Source organism: Arthrobacter sp. KNU-44, from assembly GCF_051843155.1.
In the GTDB taxonomy this organism is placed as follows: Bacteria; Actinomycetota; Actinomycetes; order Actinomycetales; family Micrococcaceae; genus Arthrobacter.
On the sequence record NZ_JBPXNG010000002.1, the window covers coordinates 3567666 to 3586408 of the forward strand.

Consider the following 18743-nt stretch of genomic DNA (forward strand, 5'->3'; position numbering starts at 1 on the left):
GAAGAAAGGAAGTCCCATGACGGAGAACCCAGCACAGGGCGCCGCGCCTGAGAACAATGGCCCCGAGAACCATGGTCCTGAGGGCGCCGGCCAGGCGGAGGCGGACAAGCAAGCCAATTCCCAGCCTACGGCCCCGCTGCCGGCATACCAGCCGGGTCAGGATTTCACTGCGAAGCCCGAATACCCCGCGCAGCCCGAATACCCCGCGCAGCCCGAACACACAGCGCAGACTCCGGTAGCTCCGGCACCCTGGGCCCAGGGGCCGGCCGAAAACGCCACCGAGCAGATCCAGGCTCAGAACGGAGCGCTCCAACACGGAGCGCCCCAACACGAAGCGCCACAGCACAGCGCGGGACCGCAGCACCCGTACCCGCAGCACCAGCCTTTCTATGGCGGACCGAACCCAGCGCAGCACTATCCCACGCAGCAGTTCCCGGTCCACCCCGGCGGTCCGGCGGCTAGCCCGAAACGGAAGCCGGTCTTCGGCGTCGGGACCTTGGTGGCCTGCATCCTGGCAGCCGGTCTCGTGGGCGGAGGCGTGGTGGCCGCCAGTGATCAATTGCTAAGCAGCCGGACGCCGGCGGCGGCCACTAGCGGCCAGACGGGAACCGTGATAGTCAACAACACGGACAACGTCAACGCCATCACCGCAGCGGCGGCCAAGGCTTCACCGAGCGTCGTGACCATCATGGCTTCGAGCGGAAGCACGGGCGGCACCGGTTCGGGCATCATCCTCGACGACCAGGGCCATATCCTGACGAACACCCACGTGGTGACCCTTGACGGCGCCAGCGCCAACGCCGCCATTGAAGTGCGGCTGAGCGATGGACGCGTGCTGAAGGCGACGGTAGTGGGTACGGACCCGCTTTCGGACCTCGCCATCATCAAGGTGGACAACGCCTCCGGCCTTGTGCCGGCTACCCTGGGTGATTCCAGCAAGATCAACGTCGGAGACAACGCCATCGCCATCGGCGCTCCGCTCGGCCTGCCCGGCACGGTCACCGACGGCATCGTGTCCACGCTCAACCGCACCATCAGCGTGGCGTCCTCGGCTGTTCCCAACGGTGGCTCGGACAATTCGCAAAACGGCGGCCAGGGCGGATTCCAATTCGCCCCTCCAGGCGGTGGCCAGAGCCAGAGCAGTGCGGGCCAGGGCACCGTTTCGCTCAACGTGATCCAGACCGACGCGCCGATCAACCCGGGCAACTCCGGTGGAGCGCTCGTCAACACCAAGGGTGAGATCATCGGCGTCAACGTGGCGATCGCTTCTGCCGGCAGCAGCAGTTCTTCGTCTTCGTCCAGCGGCAACATTGGTGTGGGCTTCAGCATCCCGATCAACAACGCGAAGCGTATTGCGCAGGAACTCATCAAGAACGGCAAAGCCACCCACGGTCAGTTCGGCGTGAGCGTGCAGCCTAAGTCGGCAACAGGCAGCAGCTCCGGGTTCTCGGTCGGCGCGCAGGTTGCGGCTGTTACCAAGGGCTCGGCAGCTGAGAAGGCCGGACTCAAGGTGGGCGACGTCGTGACAAAGTTCGCCGGTATAGACATCACCGATCCAGAGCAGCTCACTGCGGCCGTCCGGGAGCAGCCGGCAGGCGCAACGGTCAAGGTGACCGTCCAGCGCAGCGGCCAGTCCCAGGAGCTCGACGTGACACTGGATGCTGCACCGTAACAGCTGCGCTGTAGCAGCGGATTCCAGCACGGAAACCAACAATCAGTCGACGACGGCGGGCGGCACCACAAGCGGTGCGGCCCGCCGTCCTGGTGTGCGCTTGCCGCCGTAGGCGGGGCCATCCACGAAACAGGAGTTAACGCGGCGCCGTTGTCCGACTTGTTCCGCAATATGCTTAGCTAGGACGAGCCCGTACGCCGGGCACTCTTGGCCATGCGCCTAGTTGCGGGCCATCCCCGAGTATGGAAGGCTGCCTCGAACACAGTGGGAGATACATTGAAGATTGTTGTTCTGGTCAAGCACGTCCCGGACGCGCAGTTCGACCGACACCTCACCGGCCCAGGCAACACCACGGACCGCGACGAGAGCATTCTGTCCGAACTGGACGAATATGCGCTTGAAGCCGCGCTGCAGCTGAGCGAAGCGCGCGGAGGCGCCAAGGCCGGCAACGAGGTGATCGCCTTGAGCATGGGTCCCGCCGGTGCCGTGAACGCCGTCAAGAAGTCCTTGCAGATCGGTGCCTCCTCGGGAGCGCATTTGAGCGATGACGCGTTGGCCGGTTCCGATGCCGCCGCCACCTCGCTGGCTCTCGCCGCGGCGATCCGGTATCTCGGCGCCGATTCGCCCGTGGACCTCGTCCTGACGGGCATGGCCTCTACCGACGGCGAAACGTCCTTGGTTCCGGCCCAGCTCGCTGAGCGGCTCGGACTCCCGCAGGTCACTTTCGCTTCCTCCCTGGAGGTCAACGGCGAACGCATCGTAGCGCGCCGTGACGGTGACGCCCACGCGGACACCGTGGAGGCAAGCTTGCCCGCACTGGTGTCCGTGACGGACCAGATCAACGAGCCGCGATACCCCAACTTCAAGGGCATCCTTGCAGCGAAGAAGAAGAAAATCACCGCACTCACGCTGGCCGATATCGGCGTCGATGCAGCGCAGGTGGGCGCCGCGGGTTCACTGACCGCCGTCGAGACCGCTGAGGCGCGGCCGCCGCGCACTGCCGGCACCATCATCACCGACGAAGGCGACGCCGGCATCAAGCTGGTTGAGTTCCTGGCCGCCCAGAAGCTGCTCTAAGAGGATTCCGACACATGGCAAAAGCACTTGTATTCATTGACAACCCGGGCGCGGCGCTCAAGAAGAGCAGCCTGGAACTCCTAACGATCGCGCGTTCCCTTGGGGAAACTGTGGTGGCCGTCAACGGGGAACTGCACGACGACGTCGCGGCCGCCCTGGGTGCTCAAGGAGCCTCGGCTCTCTACCGCCCGTCCGCCACGGACCTGGACGATTACCTGGTTGCGCCGAAAGCCGCATATCTTGCCGCAGTCGTTGCGGCCTCCGGGGCCGGGACCGTCCTGCTCGAGAACACCGCCGATGGCAAGGAGATCGCGGCCCGTCTCGGGGTGAAGCTCAACGCCGGGGTCATCACCGACGTTGTGGGCGTCGACGCCGACGGCACGGCCCACAAGTCGGTCCTGGCAGGCTCGTACACCACCACGGCCAAGGCGCGCACTGCCGTCGCGGTGCTCACAGTCAAGCCGAACAGCGTCGACGTCGGGGTCCCGGCCGCGGCAAGCACGCCCGAAACCGTCACTATCGACGTCCCGGCCGATGCCACCGCGAATGCCGCACGGGTCACCGGGCGTGCAGAAAAGCCCGTCAGCGGCCGTCCCGAGCTCACCGAAGCACGGATCGTTGTTGCCGGCGGACGCGGCGTCGACGGCGACTTCGGTCCTTTGGAAGAACTGGCCGACGCGCTGGGCGGCGCACTCGGGGCTTCCCGCGCCGCCACGGATGCAGGCTGGATCGGCCATGACTACCAGGTTGGCCAGACGGGCAAGACCGTGTCCCCGCAGCTCTACATTTCGGCGGGCATCTCCGGAGCGATCCAGCAGAAGGCCGGGATGCAGACCTCCAAGGTCATCGTCGCGATCAACAAGGATGCTGAATCGCCGATCTTCGAAATCGCGGACTTCGGCATCATCGGTGACCTCTTCAAGGTTGTTCCGCAGGCCACCGAAGAGATCAAAAAGCGGAAAGGCTGATCCCTTGTCTTCTGACGCCACGTCAGCAAAGAGCCCGTTCGACGCCTCCACGGAGCGCGTCGAGCGGGTGCTTTGTTTTACCGCCCATCCGGACGACATTGACTTCGGCGCGGCCGGCACCATCGCTGCCTGGACCGCTGCCGGCGTCGAGGTCAGCTACTGCGTCATGACCGACGGCGATGCCGGAGGCTTCGATCCTGCCCACCGCGAAGAGATCATCTCCATGCGCGCAGAGGAACAGAGACAAGCCGCTGCCCTCGTCGGCGTGACGGATGTGCACTACCTCCATGAGCGCGATGGCTACCTGGAACCCACGCATGGGGTCATCAAGCAAGTGGTGAAGCTCATCCGCGAAATCCGCCCCGACGTGGTCCTTGCCATGCACCCGGAACGCAATTGGGACAGGATCCAGAAGAGCCATCCCGACCACCTCGCCGTGGGAGAGATCGTGACGCGGGCGGTGTACCCCGCGGTGGAGAACCCCTTCGCCTACCCGGAGCTGGCGGAAGCCGGCCTCGAGGCCTTCAAACTGCCATGGCTGTGGCTCTTCGCCGGTCCCGAATCCCGTGAGAACTATTTCGTGGATGTCACCGACCACATCGACGCGAAACTGGCGGCGATCCGGATCCACGCGAGCCAGCACCCCGATCTGGAGGGCATGGAACTGGGTGTCCGGGGCATGCTCCGGCACAATGCCTCGCGCGCCGGAATGGCCGGCGGGCGCAGCGCCGAGGCGTTCCATGTGGTGGAAGTCAACGGGTCCCAAACCATCGCCGGTTTCTGAAATTGCTGATGTGTAACCTGTGTCATATGCTTAGTCTCGTTTAAATCATATTTAATTGAGAGAGGCAGACTTTGATGGCGAAGACTGCACAACAGCCGGTATTGGTGATCATGGGCGTCTCCGGTTCCGGTAAATCGACAGTGGCAGGCGTATTGGCCGGCCGGCTGGGGTGGGACCTCGCCGAAGGCGACGACCTGCACCCGGAAGCGAACGTGGCAAAGATGCAGGCGGGGCACGCACTCAGCGATGAGGACCGTTGGCCTTGGCTGGGCATCATTGCCGATTGGATCAAGGAACGTACGGCAGCAGGAAAGCCGGGCATCATTACGTGCTCGGCCTTGAAGAAGCAGTACCGGGATGTCCTGCGCGGCGAGGGCGTCGTGTTCGTTTTCCTCCAAGGGAGCAAGGACAGGATTTCCGACAGGCTGGCTTCGCGCCACGGGCACTTCATGCCTGCCTCTCTGCTGGAATCCCAGTTCGAAGCACTGGAAGCTCCGACCGAGGACGAGAACCACATCTCGCTTTGCGTCTCGGCTTCTCCGGCTGAAGAAGCCGACGAAATCATCGAACGGCTCGGCCTTTCGGCTCAGCCGGCACACACAACTGGAGACGCAGCGTGAACTGGACCGGGCACGATACCCAACTTCTCGTGGTCGCGGCGATCGGCATTGCGCTGATTGTCCTGCTGATCGCCAAATTCAAGGTCCACCCCTTCTTGTCCCTCGTGCTGGGTTCGGCCTTCGTCGGCCTGGCATCGGGAGTCGGCCTCGACAAGGTGGTCAGCAACTTCGAAGACGGCGTGGGCGGCGTCCTTAAGGAGGTCGGCCTCCTGATTGCCCTCGGCGCCATGCTGGGCAAGCTCCTCGCGGACTCCGGCGGCGCAAACCGCGTGGTGGACACCTTGCTGGAGAAAGCCAGCGGGAACAAGGTGGTCTGGATGATCACCTTGGTTGCTGTCATCATCGGCCTCCCGATGTTCTTCGAGATTGGCCTCGTCCTGCTCCTTCCGGTGATCGTCCTGGTCACCCAGCGCTCGCAGATGAAGCTCATGCGCATTGCCATTCCTGCGCTCGCCGGTTTGTCCGTGTTGCACGGCCTTGTCCCGCCCCACCCCGGCCCACTCATCGCCATCAGCGCGGTGAAGGCTGAACTGGGAACCACCCTGGCTCTCGGGCTCCTGGTGGCCGTCCCCACGGTGATCATTTGTGGACCGTTGTTTTCCCGATTGGCCGCGCGCTGGGTTCCCGTGGATGCTCCCGCGGTGGCGGGCGGTATCGACACCAAGCACGCCGTCGATCTCAGCGACGTCAAGCGCCAGCCGACTTTCCTTGTTACTTTGCTGACGATCATTTTCCCGGTGGTGCTCATGCTCCTGAAGGCCGTTGCGGACATTGTCTGGCCCGACGCCGCCCATGCCCCGATGATCCGCACCGTCCTTGACTTCATTGGCCAGCCCCTCGTGGCGATGACCCTGGCTGTGCTCGCCGCCATGGTGACCTTCGGCTACGCCGTCGGCTTCAACGGAAGCAAGATCACAACCAAGCTCGGCAACAGCCTCGGACCCATTGCCGCGATCCTGCTGATCGTGGGCGCAGGCGGCGGTTTCAAGCAGACCCTCATCGGTGCCGGCGTCGGTGACGCGGTCAAGAAATGGGCCGAAGGCGCCAACATGTCCGTGCTGGTCCTGGGCTTCCTCGTGGCTGTGGCGCTTCGCCTGGCAACGGGCTCGGCGACAGTTGCCACCGTGACGGCTGCAGGCATCGTGGCTCCTTTGGCAAGCAGCCTGAGTCCGACGCATGCCGCGCTCCTTGCCTTGGCCATCGGTGCAGGCTCGCTCTTCCTGTCCCACGTCAACGACGCAGGGTTCTGGCTCGTGAAGGAACTCTTCGGCCTGACGGTCGGGCAGACGTTCAAGACGTGGTCGGTGATGGAGACGCTCATCTCGGTGGTCGGCTTCGGCTTCATCATGGTGCTCTCGCTGATCATTTAACGGGGCTGCTTGGCAGCCAGTACGACGGCGGCCCGTCCCCTGTGTTTCCAAGGGAGACGGGCCGCCGTCGTGCTTTTCTTGAGGAATGCCCTAACTGAGCATTTCTGCCGCGTAGACCTTGATGCCTTCCAGTAGATAGGGTGCCAGGCCGACCCGGACCTTGTCGTAATTGGCGGTGAACCGGGGGTCGTCCACATACATCTGTCCCAGGCCTACATAGGATTCCGCGTTGGGGGTCCAACTCTCGCAGATCCATTTGTAGTGCCGGCCGACGGCTGCCTGGACGTCCGGGTGATCCGCCGGAAGGGCGGCGTCGAAACAGCGGGCGAGATCCTGGTTCAGCGCCGCGTACGCCTCCATGAAGGCCTGTTTCTGGGCCGTTGTCATTGCCGAGTGCCGGGCCTTGCTCGCGTCGACGGCGCGATCGCCCCAGCGCTCGCGCGCCTCGGCTTCGTAGGGGTTGTTGTCGAAATCCTTGAAGATGTTCTCCGCGGTCATGGTTTCTCCTTGACGTAGTGCTGCGATAGTGGCGTCGACCGTCCGGGACATCCGGTCCAGCCGGTCACGCTCGGCCAGCAGCCAGTTCCTGTGCACGGCAAGTGCCTCCACGGGATCGGCCTGGCCATCCAGAACTTCGCCGATGGTCTCGAGCCCAAGGCCAAGTTCACGAAGCAGGAGGATCCGCTGCAGTCGTAACAGCTCAGGCTGGCCGTAGTACCGGTAGCCGTTGTGTCCCGTGTGGGCAGGTTCCAATAGTCCGAGTTGGTCATAGTGGCGCAGGGTCCGCGAGGAAACTTTGCTGGCCTTGGCCAGTTCGGAAATGGTCCAGGTACCTGCCTTGTCCTGCTTCATGTGTCCAGCGTAGAAGTTGACGCTACGTCAAGGTCAAGCCCCGCCGTTAAGAGCCCACGGCGGGGCAGGGCCCCTCGCTTTAGGTGAGGGGCGCTGCTGCGACCGTCGGGAGTGTCGGCTTCTTGGAGCCGCCCACGGGCTCAACTGTGATGCCGATGGACGCCGCGCTGGCAATGCCCGAGACAACCGCCGGATGGCTCAAGGCTTGGGCGTCCATCAGTCCCTGGGAGACAGGGTCGGAGCCATCCTTGGGAATAAGCCACATCTGATAAACCTTGCCGGCCGGGGGAGCGGGAACTCCGTTCATCCGGACCACCACGGCGTTCTTCGAGCTGGAGATGGACACGGTCGCCGTGCCGCCGCCGTTGACGTCGACCGTGGCTTGACGGACGTCGCCGGCCCGCAGTACTTGGTTCACGGGATCGTTCTGCCCGGCCACGTAGACGCCAACGCCGATACCGCCAAGCGCAATAACCGCGGCCGCCACAGCGGCTGCAACCCAACCACGGACGCCGCCGAAGCGTCGGCGATCACGCCGGACCCGGGCGGCGGCGAGGTCGACGACGTCGGGGGAAACGTGCGCTGCGGGGCCAGCCGGCACTTCGGGAACCGACGACGGCGCGGAAGCTGTGCCGGTTTGTGCAGTGCGTGGTTGTTGCGGGAGCTGCCGCAGAATGTCCTCCAAGAGCCCGGGCCGGGGTTCGGCCTCGTCCGCGAAAGAGGCCGCGAGGGTTTCGCGTGACTGCCGGACGCGCTCTAGGAACGCTGAGCGAACAGGGGCTGTGGCAATGTAGTTGTCGATTTCCGCCCGCTCGGCGTCGCTCAAGGCGTCGAGGGCATAGATCTCGGCAAGCTCCAGGACTCGGCCTTCGGCAAGATCAGTGGCTATATCGCTGGCGAACATCCTGCGGAGGCCTTCTTTCCCGTCATTCTGATTGTTGTCATCGTGTTCGGTCATGTCAGCTCACCCCCAGGCAAGTCTTGAGTCGGAGAAGTCCATCGCGGATGCGGGACTTGATGGTCGGAATCGCGGCACCGAGTTGTTCAGCGACCTCCCGGTACGTGAGCCCGCCATAGTAGGCGAGCCGCACGGATTCCAATTGCGTTTCCGTCAGGGTGCCGAGGCAACGGGTGACGGCCTCGGCTTCAAGCCGGCTGCTCGCTTCTTCCTCCACTGAATCGTGGTCAAGGAGTTGGCTCGCGGCACCATATTTCGCTTCGCGGTCCGTGGCGGACTGGGCCGAGCGGACACGGTCGATGGCGCGCCGGTGTGTGATGGTCATGAGCCACGCGAGGGGACTGCCTGCCTCGGGATTGAACTTGCCCGCGTTCTGCCAGACCTGGATGAAGACTTCCTGGGTTGTATCTTCGCTCAGGCCCGCATCCACCAAGACGCGCTTGGCCATGCCGAAGACCCTCCGCGCAGTAAGGCGGTAGAACTCGCTGAAGGCGGCCCGGTCGCCGTCGGCCATCAACCCCAGCAATTCCGCAAGCTGCGCATTCGAGCCGGCAATCACGCTGGGGGCCTCGGGGCCTCGCACATTCGGTGTATCCATCACCGTCCAGCATAGATTGCTCGTGGCCCTGGCAGTACCGGAAGCACTGCGGGTCTTGAGGGTAGTCACCTGCGCCCCTTCCGCGGCCGTCGCTTCACCGGCACCTTGCCACGCAGGCCAGCTGCCTGCCCAGGCTGTTGGTGCCTGCACAGGGTATTCGGCGCAGGGGGAGCTTTGGATGGGTGACCCGCCGACGCGACTTTGCGATTGTCCGGGCGGCCAGGCCGGCAGGCTAGAGTTTCGCCCCCGCAAAACCGTGTTGGCGCCAGGCCTCGTACACCGCGATGGAGGCGGCATTGGCAAGGTTCAGGGAGCGGAGGGACGGCAGCATGGGGAGCCGGACGCGGGCCGTGACGTGCGGGTCCTGCTTAAGCCAGTCCGGAAGCCCGACGGACTCGGGGCCGAACATCAGCACATCGCCCTCCTGGTAGGCAACGTCCGTATAGGAGGATTCGCCGTCGGAGGTGAAAGCGAAGACGCGCTCGGGCTGCAAAGCCGCCCATGCAGCCTCGATGTCCTTGTGGACCGTGACCACCGCGAGGTCGTGGTAGTCCAGTCCCGCGCGGCGCAGCTTGGCGTCGGAGAAGTCGAAGCCCAGCGGCTCCACGAGGTGGAGCTCAGCGCCGGTGATCGCGGCGAGCCGGATGGCGTTTCCCGTGTTGCCCGGGATTTCAGGGGTATGGAAGAGGATGCGGAACACGTATCAATCCTAGCTAGCGAAAATACGGGGTTGTTCCTGCAGGCTCAGTGCATGCCGCGCAGCAGCCGGGCCAGGACCGGGACAACCACCGTGTTTGGCAACGGACCAGAACTAAGGAACTGCTTGAGGCCGCGGGCCAGCCCGGAAGCGTTGACGATTTGCACCGACCCGAAGTCTCCGTCCGTACGCCGGTAGTGGTCGATGACCGGTTCGTGCGGGTTGCCGTCCGGGCTGTGGACGACTACCCAACCGGTCACATTCAGTTCCGGGAAGATCTCCTGCATGTGGCGAACGATCAGCTCGAGCTGCGGCGGAGGCACCGAACGCCCGCCGTGCTTGAGCGCAACCCCGTCCCAGGCATAGGCGCCTTTGGGCAGCAGCATGGAACCGATGAGCGCCAGGCGGTAGCCGGCAAGCAGGGCATGATCGATGTGGCTGTCGTCCGAGGGGGAGCGGAGCCCGTTGACGAGCCGTGCTGACGGGATGGCAGGCAGAATCTGGCGGCTGATGAGCTGGACTGTCCGCATTTCGCGCTGAATGCGGGCTTCGGCGCCGAAGATTCCACGCTTCCGGGGAATCCCGTGGATCTGCAGGGCGGCCTCGCCCTTGGAGAGCAGGGGCACCTCGTGGGGATCATCGAAGGGCGGGACGTAGACGGGGGCGTCACCGGCTGTGTTCCGCGGCGCATTCGGCCGGTGGACACCGGCGGTGGTGCGGGGTTCCGGTCCGGGAGCGCCGTAGTCCGGCCTTTCCGTCGGGAAGGGGCTCGCCCTGCCCGAAGTGCCGCTCGCGTAGCGGCGGTCGTACTCCGCGCGTCGTTTGGGGTCAATCAGGGTCTCGTATGCGAGCGTGACCTGTCGAAAGACCTCAGGATCCCCGCCATGGTCCGGGTGGGCGTTCCTCGCGGCCTTCCGGTAGGCCACTTTGATCTCCTTGTCCGTCGCCGTGACGGGAACCCGGAGGATCTGATAGTGGGAACTGCTGCCCTGAGCCAACCACGGGCCTTTCTCTGGGATTCTGAAGGTTCCCGCCGTCCCGGTGCGGAGCGGCGATCTTGGCAAGTCTAGCCAGCCCACCATGAGAACGACGGCGGCCCGGGCTTTAGTTCCCCGGATCCCGCCCCTGCCGGTGGCATGATTCATGCTGTGAACTCCCCGGCCGGCCCCGATCATCCCATTGACCAACCAAGTGCCGGCACGGATGGGATTAACGGGTCTGCCCGCCGAAGGATCGTGCTGGCGGTCAATCCAACCGCAGCGTTTGGACGGCATGCCCCTGCCGGGGACGGCGCCGCCCGCTGCCTCCGCGCGGCGGGTCTCGACGTCGTCATGCTTCGGCGCGACAGCATGGACGCCCTGCGGGAAGCTGTAGGCGAAGCGCTTCGCGAAGGCGCCGAAGCCTTGGTAGTGGTGGGCGGCGACGGCATGGTCCATTTGGGCGTCAACTCACTGAGCGGGACCGGGGTGCCGCTCGGGATTGTTCCCGTGGGTACGGGAAACGACGTTGCCCGGATGCTGGGGCTGCCTTTGCAGGATGTCGAGGGCTCCTGTGCCCGCGTGATTTCGGCGCTCGCCGACGGTGGCCGGGTGCTCGATGCAGGCCGCATCACCACTGGCGGGCGGACCATTTGGTTTGCCGGAGCCGTATCTGCGGGGTTCGACGCCGCTGTCAATGAACGGGCCAACTCCTGGAGATGGCCCCGCGGCGCCCTCCGCTACACCCTTGCGATGCTCCGGGAGCTCGGATCGTTCCGGGCCATCAACTACACCGTGACTGCCGATGGCGTGGCATCGCACGATGGCGCCATGCTGATCTCCGTGGCAAACGCCCAGTCGATCGGCGGCGGCATGCGCATCGTCCCGGATGCCGCGCCCGACGACGGATTGCTGGATCTGTTTATCGTCAGGCCCCTGTCCCGGCTGGCCCTCCTTGCGGTCTTCCCGAAGGTCTTCTCCGGACGGCACACCTCGCACCCGGCCGTGGAAATCCGCCGGGTGCGCTCGGTGCGCCTTGCCGCCGAGGACGTGGTGGCCTACGCCGACGGCGAGCGGATCGGTCTCCTTCCACTGGACATCGAGGTGGTTCCGGGCGCCCTGCGGGTATTGGCCTAACCTGGCCGCTCAGCGACGCGAGGCGACGGCCAAGCGGTTGAGCGCGAGTGCGCCCACGAGCAGTCCGAAGTCGCGGAGGGCGACGTCGAAGAAGTTGCCGAGCACCAGCAGGTTCACGATGATGCCCAGGAGCCACACGGCCACCAGGAGCGAGCCAAAGCGCGGACGGGCCGCCACCGCGATGCCGGCCACGATCTCCACAACGCCCACGATGTACATGAAGGTCTGGGCCGGGATCGGAATCACCGAGGTGGCCACGGGCGCCAAATACATCGTCCAGTGGGTGAGCAGGTTGGTGAACTTGTCCAGACCGAAAAGGATCGGCGCCACGGTGAACACGGTCCGAAGGAGCAGGAAAGCCTGCCGTTGCGGATCCATGGACATCAGCGATCGGGTTTTCGCCTGGGCTGGGGATGATGCGGTGTTCATGATGCCTTCTTTCTAAAAATGGATAATTTGATTTTAGAAAAATCCGAAGGATTAAGCAATGAGTGTTGATTTTAGAGTTAAGCTGGATCCATGACCGGACTTCCGTGGCTGCGTCGGCTCTCCGCTTTGGCATCCCTCGACGACGGCAACCGTCGTCGCTTGTACGAGCACGTCTGCAGCGCAAGTGATGCAGTCAGTCGCGACGACGCCGCGATGGCCCTGGGGCTTCCCCGCAGCACGGCCTCCTTCCACCTCGACCGGCTGGTCCGTGACGGGCTCCTTAGTGTTGAGTTCCGCAAACTCGGCGGCAAGGTCGGCCCGGGTTCCGGACGGCCTGCGAAGCTGTACACGCCCGTCATTGAAGAGATCGGCGTCTCGGTTCCGGAGCGCCACTATGACCTCGCCGGGGAAGTGATGGCCTCTGCCATCCAGGACCTGATGGCGAAGGGTGGTTCCCCCCGCGAAGCTCTCCTCGAAACCGCCTACGCCCGGGGCCTCGAGGCCGGCAGCGCGGAGCCCCGTTTCGAGGATGTCTTGGCGAACTACGGTTACAGGCCGGAAGTTGACGACGACGGCGGGTACTCGCTGGTCAATTGCCCGTTCCACCGGCTGGCCGAAAGCCACACGAGCGTCGTCTGCGCCATGAACGGCGCCTTCCTGAGCGGAGCGGCGGCCGCCTGCGGAATTGCCGAGGCCCGGATCGCTGACGACAACCGCGAAGGCCATTGCTGCGCAAGGATCCTCCCCGCGGATTAGGGAAGCGGCACTGAAGGCACCCTCCGTCGGCGAAGCCCGGATCCGCCTGCCTCGATAGACTTGGGTGGTGCCTGTTTACCTGGACCATGCCGCCACCACGCCCCTTGCCGCCGTCGCCCTCACCGCCATGACCCGCGAGCTGGCACGGACCGGCAATCCGTCATCGTTGCACGCTTCCGGACGGCGTGCCCGGCGATCCGTGGAAGACGCGCGGGAAGCGATTGCGGCAGCGGCCGGGGCGCATCCCTCAGAGCTCATCTTCACATCGGGAGGCACCGAAGCAGACAACCTCGCCGTCAAGGGGATGTACTGGGCCCGCCACGACGAAGATGGCCGCCGCAAGCGGATCCTTTGCTCCGCCGTCGAGCACCACGCGGTGCAGGACACGGTCGAATGGCTAGAACGGCACGAAGGGGCGGAAGCGGTGTGGCTCCCCGTCGATTCCCGGGGCGTCGTGCGGATGGAAGCTGTACGGGCAGAGATCGAGCGTGATCCGGGATCGGTAGCCCTGGTCACCGTCATGTGGGCAAATAACGAGGTGGGCAGCATCCAGCCGGTCAAGGAGATCGTGGAAATCGCCGCCACCCACGGCATCCCGGTGCACTCGGACGCAGTCCAGGCTTTCGGCTCGATTCCCCTGAGCTTCCGCGACTCAGGGCTCGCCGCAATGTCGGTCTCCAGCCACAAAATCGGAGGGCCCGTGGGCGTGGGTGCCCTCTTCCTGGGGCGGTCCACCAAGGTCACTCCAGTCCAGCACGGGGGAGGGCAGGAACGCGACGTCCGCTCGGGAACCCTGGACACGGCGTCGATCGCGGCATTCGCCGCCGCGGCGGAGTCTGTGGCTCAAAACCTGGCAGCAGAGCGCGAGCGGATCAGCGCCTTGCGGGACCGGATCATCGACGGTGTCCGGGCTGCAATTCCCGAGGCGGTCTTGCGTGGAGCGCCCGGAGACGCCCGGCTCCCCGGCAACGCGCATTTCACGTTCCCTGGCTGTGAAGGCGATTCCTTGCTGTTCCTCCTGGACCTCGCGGGCATCGAATCATCCACCGGATCCGCCTGCACCGCGGGAGTCCCCAGGCCCTCGCACGTCTTGCTTGCCATGGGTTTGGACGAGGACACCGCCCGCGGGGCACAACGGTTCAGCTTGGGCCACTCTTCAAACGACGCCGACGTCGACGCCCTGCTCAAGGCCCTTCCGGACGCGTATGCCCGGGCGAAGCTTGCCGGAATGGCAGGGCATGAGTCCAGCATCCAGACTGCAGCCACTGTGGCCCGGGGCTACGACAGCGGCTCTGCCGGCGGTTCGGGGGGCCATCAGGTTCCGGGCAACAACTGATCAAGCGGAACGACCGGATCAGTCAGGCGGTCCACGTCTACCGGAATGCGCCCCGAAATGAGTGCCTTGACCGGCTTCTGTACCCGTTGCTGGTTGACACTCATGGCCGCCACGACGGCGCCACCCTTTAGCCAGAAGGCGAGGAAGCTGTTGTCCTCAAACGCGCCGCGGATGACAGGTGCGGAACCCGCCGCGAGCGTGGGATATCCCCAGTACTCCATCGAGACGTCGAACTGGTCAGTATAGAAATACGGGACCACGTCCAGCATCGAGTCCTGTCCCAGCATCGCTTTGGCCGCGACCTTCCCGCCGTTGAGGGCGTTGGACCAGTGCTCGCTGCGGTGATGATCGCCGGTGAAAGGGTGGAGGGCATTGGCAACGTCTCCGGCCGCGAACACGTCCGGACTGCTGGACCGGAGCGAAGAATCCACCAGGATCCCGTTGCGGATATCAAGCCCTGCGGCTTCGGCCAGGCCCGTGTCCGGAACGACGCCGACGGCCACCACCACGAGGTCAGCGGGAAGGACTTCGGCGGAGTTGGTGACGACGGCGATCGCTTTGCCCCCGGTGCCCATGATTTCCGCCGCGCTCGCGGGGAGCCGGAACTGTACGCCGTGCTTTTCGTGGAGGCTGCGGAAGAAACCGCCCAGTTCCGGGCCGATGGCCATGCTGAGCGGCACGTCTTCCAGTCCCAGCAGGGTTACTGTGTTCCCGTAGCTGCTCGCCGCGGCGGCAAGCTCCATGCCGATCCAACCGGAGCCGATCATCACCACATTCCGGCCTCCGCCGGCCAGCTCTTCCTTGAGCCGGCGCGAATCATTGAACGTCCGGAACGTCATGACACCGGCAAGATCGGAACCGGGGAGCGGAATCCGGCGCGGCTGCGCCCCTGTGGCGATCAGGAGCTTGCTGAACCGAAGCTCGGTTCCTGATTCCAGTTGTACTGTGTGGGCGGCAGGATCGGCAGCCGCAACAGGGTCGCCAAGGAGGAGTTCGACGTCGTTTTCCCCGTACCAGCCGGCTGCCAGCACCGGAACGGCATCCTCGCCCGCTTTGCCCAGGAGGAACTCCTTGGAGAGGGGAGGCCGCAAGTAGGGCTGTTCATTCTCGGCGCAGACCACGGTGATGCGGCCCTCGAAGCCTTCGGACCGGAGGGTCTTGGCCGCCGTGGCGCCGGCCAGCCCGCCGCCTGCAATAACGATGTGTTCAGTGTCCATGGTGACTCGATTCGCGGGGCGTGGGCGGTTAGCGTGGGCAGCCCGGGTGCGCGTGAACGCGCGAACAGCCTCATCTAAAACTGCTAGTTTTGACTTTAGAATCGTCCGCGACGGTGGTCAAGGCATTTTTGGGGCGGATTCCCGCGGGCGCTAGAATAGTTGGGCGCGCTTCCTCTCTTTGGCGCAATTCTTCTCCCCACACATCAACAGAAAGCCAGCATGCGAGTTCTTGCAGCCATGAGCGGCGGAGTCGACTCCGCCGTTGCCGCCGCCCGCGCCGTCGAGGCGGGGCACGACGTCGTCGGCGTCCACTTGGCGCTGTCCCGCATGCCCGGAACACTGCGCACGGGCAGCCGCGGCTGCTGCACCATTGAAGACTCCCGCGACGCCTGGCGCGCCTGCGACGTACTGGGGATTCCCTATTATGTTTGGGATTTCTCGGAGCGCTTCAAGGAAGACGTTGTCCAGGACTTCATCGATGAATACGCCGCGGGCCGAACTCCTAATCCCTGCATGCGCTGCAACGAGCGGATCAAGTTCGCCGCCTTGCTGGAGAAGGCAATCGCCCTGGGCTTCGACGCGGTCTGCACTGGACACTACGCCAAGGTCATCCAGGACGCCGACGGCAATCCCGAACTCCACCGTGCCGCCGATTGGGCCAAGGACCAAAGCTACGTACTCGGCGTCCTGACCCACGAACAGCTCAAGCACTCCATGTTCCCGCTGGCGGAGACTCCTTCCAAGGCCGAGGTCCGCGCAGAGGCCGAACGCCGCGGCCTCTCCGTGGCGAACAAGCCGGACAGCCATGACATCTGCTTCATCCCGGACGGCGATACTGCCGGCTGGCTCGCCGAGAAGATCGAGATGACCACCGGCGACATCGTGGACGAAGCCGGAACCAAGGTGGGGGAGCACCCCGGAGCCAACGCCTTCACCGTAGGCCAGCGCCGCGGCCTCAAGCTGGGCACCCCCGCCGCTGACGGCAAGCCGCGCTTCGTGCTGGAAATCCGGCCCAAGGAAAACAAGGTGGTCGTTGGGCCCGAAGCCCTGTTGGCGATCGACGAGATCCGTGGGATCAAGGTGTCCTGGGCGGGCCTGCCCATCGCCGAGGTGGCTACCGGCGCCGAGTTCGACTGCTATGCCCAGGTCCGCGCCCATGGCGATCCGGTTCCTGCGAAGGCCTCTGTCGAGCGGCATGTCGACGACGCCGGCATCGAGCGCGAAGGCCTCGTGGTGACTCTCGTCGATCCCCTCCGAGGGGTGGCCCCCGGTCAGACCATCGTGCTGTACCAAGGCACCCGCGTCCTGGGCCAGGCAACCATCGACGCCGCCCGGTCCCTTCAGCGCGCGGAGCTCTAGACCTCGTAACGCCCTGCAGTGGGAAATGCGCCGACAATATTGTGAGCGCTAACCATTGGTACTTCCAATATCAGGAGCGGCATGTGGCGGTCCGCCTAGCCGACTTCGCGCCAAAAGAAAAGTAAATTTTGTGTCTCAACTCACAAAATCAAACGTTTCACCAGAAAAGCTTCTGATTGAATCGTGGAGTCAGGAGTATGCGCTCCTAAGAAATTACCGACGGCGGTTCGCCGTATCCATCGAACAGAAAGTTCACTGATGGCATTGAACAAAAAAGCCTTGCGAAGCGCTATCGCGTTCGCGGGCATCTCCGTATTCGCTTTGACGGCCTGCACGGGCCCGGCGGGCGGCGGCGGTTCAGCTTCCTCAGCTGCCAGCGGTCCGATCGCTTATGGCACCACCGATAAGGTGACCGCACTCGATCCCGCAGGCTCGTACGACAACGGTTCCTTCATGGTGATGAACCAGGTCTATTCCTTCCTCCTCAACTCGAAGCCAGGAAGCGCCGACCCCGTTCCGGACCTGGCAGCGTCGGCGTCGTTCACGTCGCCCACCGAGTACACCGTCAAGCTGAAGCCCGGACTCAAGTGGGCCAACGGCCACACGCTGGACTCCACGGACGTCAAGTTTTCGTTTGACCGGCAGCTCAAGATCAACGACCCCGCTGGTCCCGCAAGCCTGCTCGAAAACCTGGACAGCGTCACCACCCCGGACGCCAACACCGCCGTTTTCAAGCTGAAGCTCGCGAACGACCAGACCTTCCCGCAGATCCTCAGCAGCCCGGCCGCGCCGATTGTGGACCACCAGGTCTTCCCGGCCGACAAACTTCTTTCGGATGACGACATCATCAAGGCCAAGGCGTTCTATGGCCAGTACACGATCGACAGCTACAAGAAGAACGAGCTCATCAGCCTCAAGGCCTACCCTGACTACCAGGGTGTCCTGGGCAAGCCGGCCAACGACGCCGCCACGATCAAGTACTACGCCGAGCCGACCAACATGAAGCTGGACATCCAGCAGGGCAACATCGACGTTGCGAACCGAAGCCTCAGCGCCACCGACGTCGACGACCTCAAGAAGGATTCCAAGGTCAAGGTCAACGTTGGTCCCGGCGGCGAGATCCGCTACATCACGTTCAACTTCAACACCATGCCGTTCGGAGCCAAGGCAGCCGGAGCCGACCCGGCCAAGGCACTTGCCGTCCGCCAGGCGATCGCCAACCTCGTTGACCGCCAGGCAGTCGCGGACCAGGTCTACAAGGGCACATACCTGCCGCTGTACTCCAACGTCCCCAGCGGTTTCCTCGGCGCCAACGAGTCGTTCAAGGATGCCTATGGCGACAACGGAAAGCCGAGCCTGGACAAAGCCAAGAAGGTTCTTTCCGATGCCGGTGTCAAGGACGTCGTCACGCTGAACCTCCAGTACAACCCGGACCACTACGGCAAGTCCTCGGGCGACGAGTACGCCATGATCAAGGACCAGCTTGAGAAGTCGGGCCTCTTCAAGGTGAACCTGCAGTCCACCGAATGGGTGACCTACAGCAAGGCCAGCCGCGCCGACGAGTACCCGCTGTTCCAGTTCGGCTGGTTCCCTGACTTCAGCGACCCCGACAACTACCTGACCCCGTTCTTCCCGAACGGTGGCTTCCTGAAGAACCACTTCAACGACCAGGCCGTGACCGACCTGATCAACAAGCAGCTGACCACCACGGACAAGTCGGCTCGCGAATCCACCATCAAGGACGCCCAGAACGCTCTGGCAAAGGACATTTCCACTTTGCCGCTGCTCCAGGGTGCCCAGGTTGCCATCTCGGCGAAGGGCGTGAACGGCGTCGACAAGACGCTTGACGCTTCCTTCAAGTTCCGATTGGGAACTATTTCAAAGTAAGCAGCCGGTAGGGGGAGGCGGGTGCCAACAGGTGCTTTGCCTCCCCTTA

General features: G+C 64.3%; 18 protein-coding genes. 11 read left to right on the top strand and 7 right to left on the bottom strand.

Annotated elements, in window-relative coordinates; all coding sequences use genetic code 11:
* Positions 1 to 16: 16 nt before the first annotated feature.
* The 6 genes from ACSVHC_RS17750 (at position 17) to ACSVHC_RS17775 (ending at position 6491) form a co-directional block, all read left to right on the top strand.
* Positions 17 to 1672: a S1C family serine protease gene (locus ACSVHC_RS17750; RefSeq protein ID WP_437770863.1), complete on the top strand. Its 1656-nt coding sequence runs from the start codon at positions 17 to 19 to the stop codon at positions 1670 to 1672.
* 276 nt (positions 1673 to 1948) lie between these two features.
* Positions 1949 to 2749, top strand: a complete 801-nt coding sequence (locus ACSVHC_RS17755) for an electron transfer flavoprotein subunit beta/FixA family protein (RefSeq protein WP_345452890.1) — start codon at positions 1949 to 1951, stop codon at positions 2747 to 2749.
* A gap of 14 nt (positions 2750 to 2763) precedes the next feature.
* Positions 2764 to 3717: an electron transfer flavoprotein subunit alpha/FixB family protein gene (locus tag ACSVHC_RS17760; RefSeq protein WP_437770862.1), complete on the top strand. Its 954-nt coding sequence runs from the start codon at positions 2764 to 2766 to the stop codon at positions 3715 to 3717.
* 4 nt (positions 3718 to 3721) lie between these two features.
* Positions 3722 to 4501, top strand: a complete 780-nt coding sequence (locus ACSVHC_RS17765) for a PIG-L deacetylase family protein (protein WP_437770861.1) — start codon at positions 3722 to 3724, stop codon at positions 4499 to 4501.
* Positions 4502 to 4575: 74 nt separating this feature from the next.
* On the top strand, positions 4576 to 5121 hold the full coding sequence (locus tag ACSVHC_RS17770) for a gluconokinase (protein ID WP_437770860.1): 546 nt from the start codon (positions 4576 to 4578) through the stop codon (positions 5119 to 5121).
* Complete coding sequence (locus tag ACSVHC_RS17775) at positions 5118 to 6491, top strand: GntT/GntP/DsdX family permease (RefSeq protein ID WP_437770859.1); 1374 nt, start codon at positions 5118 to 5120, stop codon at positions 6489 to 6491. Before ACSVHC_RS17770 ends, ACSVHC_RS17775 begins: the two co-directional genes overlap by 4 nt.
* Before the next feature lie 90 nt (positions 6492 to 6581).
* Here the strand turns inward: ACSVHC_RS17775 and ACSVHC_RS17780 are convergent, their stop codons facing one another.
* The 5 genes from ACSVHC_RS17780 to ACSVHC_RS17800 form a co-directional block, all read right to left on the bottom strand.
* Positions 6582 to 7343, bottom strand: coding sequence for a MerR family transcriptional regulator (locus ACSVHC_RS17780; RefSeq protein WP_439181164.1), 762 nt, complete (start codon positions 7341 to 7343; stop codon positions 6582 to 6584).
* A 79-nt stretch (positions 7344 to 7422) separates the two neighbouring features.
* A complete protein-coding gene (locus ACSVHC_RS17785; RefSeq protein WP_437770857.1) occupies positions 7423 to 8301 on the bottom strand; it encodes an anti-sigma factor in 879 nt (292 codons plus the stop codon).
* Position 8302: 1 nt separating this feature from the next.
* Positions 8303 to 8899: an ECF RNA polymerase sigma factor SigK gene (gene sigK / locus ACSVHC_RS17790; RefSeq protein ID WP_437774066.1), complete on the bottom strand. Its 597-nt coding sequence runs from the start codon at positions 8897 to 8899 to the stop codon at positions 8303 to 8305.
* A gap of 232 nt (positions 8900 to 9131) precedes the next feature.
* Complete coding sequence (locus tag ACSVHC_RS17795) at positions 9132 to 9599, bottom strand: tRNA (cytidine(34)-2'-O)-methyltransferase (RefSeq protein WP_345452900.1); 468 nt, start codon at positions 9597 to 9599, stop codon at positions 9132 to 9134.
* 44 nt (positions 9600 to 9643) lie between these two features.
* Positions 9644 to 10594 (bottom strand): J domain-containing protein, encoded by a 951-nt coding sequence (locus ACSVHC_RS17800; RefSeq protein WP_437774065.1) that lies wholly within the window; start codon positions 10592 to 10594, stop codon positions 9644 to 9646.
* Positions 10595 to 10831: 237 nt separating this feature from the next.
* Here ACSVHC_RS17800 and ACSVHC_RS17805 point away from each other — a divergent pair, with 237 nt between their 5' ends.
* The gene (locus ACSVHC_RS17805; protein WP_439181166.1) at positions 10832 to 11710 is read left to right on the top strand and encodes a diacylglycerol/lipid kinase family protein; all 879 of its coding nucleotides are present in this window, start codon (positions 10832 to 10834) and stop codon (positions 11708 to 11710) included.
* A 9-nt stretch (positions 11711 to 11719) separates the two neighbouring features.
* On the opposite strand, the gene ACSVHC_RS17810 is transcribed toward ACSVHC_RS17805, so the two are convergent.
* On the bottom strand, positions 11720 to 12139 hold the full coding sequence (locus ACSVHC_RS17810) for a hypothetical protein (protein ID WP_437770855.1): 420 nt from the start codon (positions 12137 to 12139) through the stop codon (positions 11720 to 11722).
* Between the two features lie 90 nt (positions 12140 to 12229).
* On the opposite strand from ACSVHC_RS17810, the gene ACSVHC_RS17815 reads away from it, so the two are divergent.
* Together ACSVHC_RS17815 and ACSVHC_RS17820 are read left to right on the top strand one after the other, a co-directional pair.
* Positions 12230 to 12895, top strand: a complete 666-nt coding sequence (locus ACSVHC_RS17815) for a helix-turn-helix transcriptional regulator (protein ID WP_437770854.1) — start codon at positions 12230 to 12232, stop codon at positions 12893 to 12895.
* A 67-nt stretch (positions 12896 to 12962) separates the two neighbouring features.
* Positions 12963 to 14231 (top strand): cysteine desulfurase family protein, encoded by a 1269-nt coding sequence (locus tag ACSVHC_RS17820; RefSeq protein WP_437770853.1) that lies wholly within the window; start codon positions 12963 to 12965, stop codon positions 14229 to 14231.
* Here ACSVHC_RS17820 and ACSVHC_RS17825 read toward each other — a convergent pair.
* Complete coding sequence (locus ACSVHC_RS17825; RefSeq protein ID WP_437770852.1) at positions 14210 to 15448, bottom strand: NAD(P)/FAD-dependent oxidoreductase; 1239 nt, start codon at positions 15446 to 15448, stop codon at positions 14210 to 14212. The two genes, ACSVHC_RS17820 and ACSVHC_RS17825, sit on opposite strands and share 22 nt — an antisense overlap.
* Positions 15449 to 15685: 237 nt before the next feature.
* On the opposite strand from ACSVHC_RS17825, the gene mnmA reads away from it, so the two are divergent.
* Together mnmA and ACSVHC_RS17835 are read left to right on the top strand one after the other, a co-directional pair.
* A complete protein-coding gene (gene mnmA / locus ACSVHC_RS17830; RefSeq protein WP_437774064.1) occupies positions 15686 to 16807 on the top strand; it encodes a tRNA 2-thiouridine(34) synthase MnmA in 1122 nt (373 codons plus the stop codon).
* Positions 16808 to 17065: 258 nt separating this feature from the next.
* Positions 17066 to 18694, top strand: coding sequence for an ABC transporter substrate-binding protein (locus tag ACSVHC_RS17835; protein WP_437770851.1), 1629 nt, complete (start codon positions 17066 to 17068; stop codon positions 18692 to 18694).
* Positions 18695 to 18743 lie beyond the last annotated feature (49 nt).

What these genes read in the sequence shown, in the direction of transcription:
- ACSVHC_RS17750 (WP_437770863.1), top strand. Translation starts at nt 17, where the DNA reads ATGACGGAGAACCCAGCACAGGGCGCCGCGCCTGAGAACAATGGCCCC.
- ACSVHC_RS17760 (WP_437770862.1), top strand. Translation starts at nt 2,764, where the DNA reads ATGGCAAAAGCACTTGTATTCATTGACAACCCGGGCGCGGCGCTCAAG.
- ACSVHC_RS17770 (WP_437770860.1), top strand. Translation starts at nt 4,576, where the DNA reads ATGGCGAAGACTGCACAACAGCCGGTATTGGTGATCATGGGCGTCTCC.
- ACSVHC_RS17780 (WP_439181164.1), bottom strand. Translation starts at nt 7,343, where the DNA reads ATGAAGCAGGACAAGGCAGGTACCTGGACCATTTCCGAACTGGCCAAG.
- ACSVHC_RS17785 (WP_437770857.1), bottom strand. Translation starts at nt 8,301, where the DNA reads ATGACCGAACACGATGACAACAATCAGAATGACGGGAAAGAAGGCCTC.
- sigK (WP_437774066.1), bottom strand. Translation starts at nt 8,899, where the DNA reads ATGGATACACCGAATGTGCGAGGCCCCGAGGCCCCCAGCGTGATTGCC.
- ACSVHC_RS17810 (WP_437770855.1), bottom strand. Translation starts at nt 12,139, where the DNA reads ATGAACACCGCATCATCCCCAGCCCAGGCGAAAACCCGATCGCTGATG.
- ACSVHC_RS17815 (WP_437770854.1), top strand. Translation starts at nt 12,230, where the DNA reads ATGACCGGACTTCCGTGGCTGCGTCGGCTCTCCGCTTTGGCATCCCTC.
- ACSVHC_RS17825 (WP_437770852.1), bottom strand. Translation starts at nt 15,448, where the DNA reads ATGGACACTGAACACATCGTTATTGCAGGCGGCGGGCTGGCCGGCGCC.
- mnmA (WP_437774064.1), top strand. Translation starts at nt 15,686, where the DNA reads ATGAGCGGCGGAGTCGACTCCGCCGTTGCCGCCGCCCGCGCCGTCGAG.
- ACSVHC_RS17835 (WP_437770851.1), top strand. Translation starts at nt 17,066, where the DNA reads ATGGCATTGAACAAAAAAGCCTTGCGAAGCGCTATCGCGTTCGCGGGC.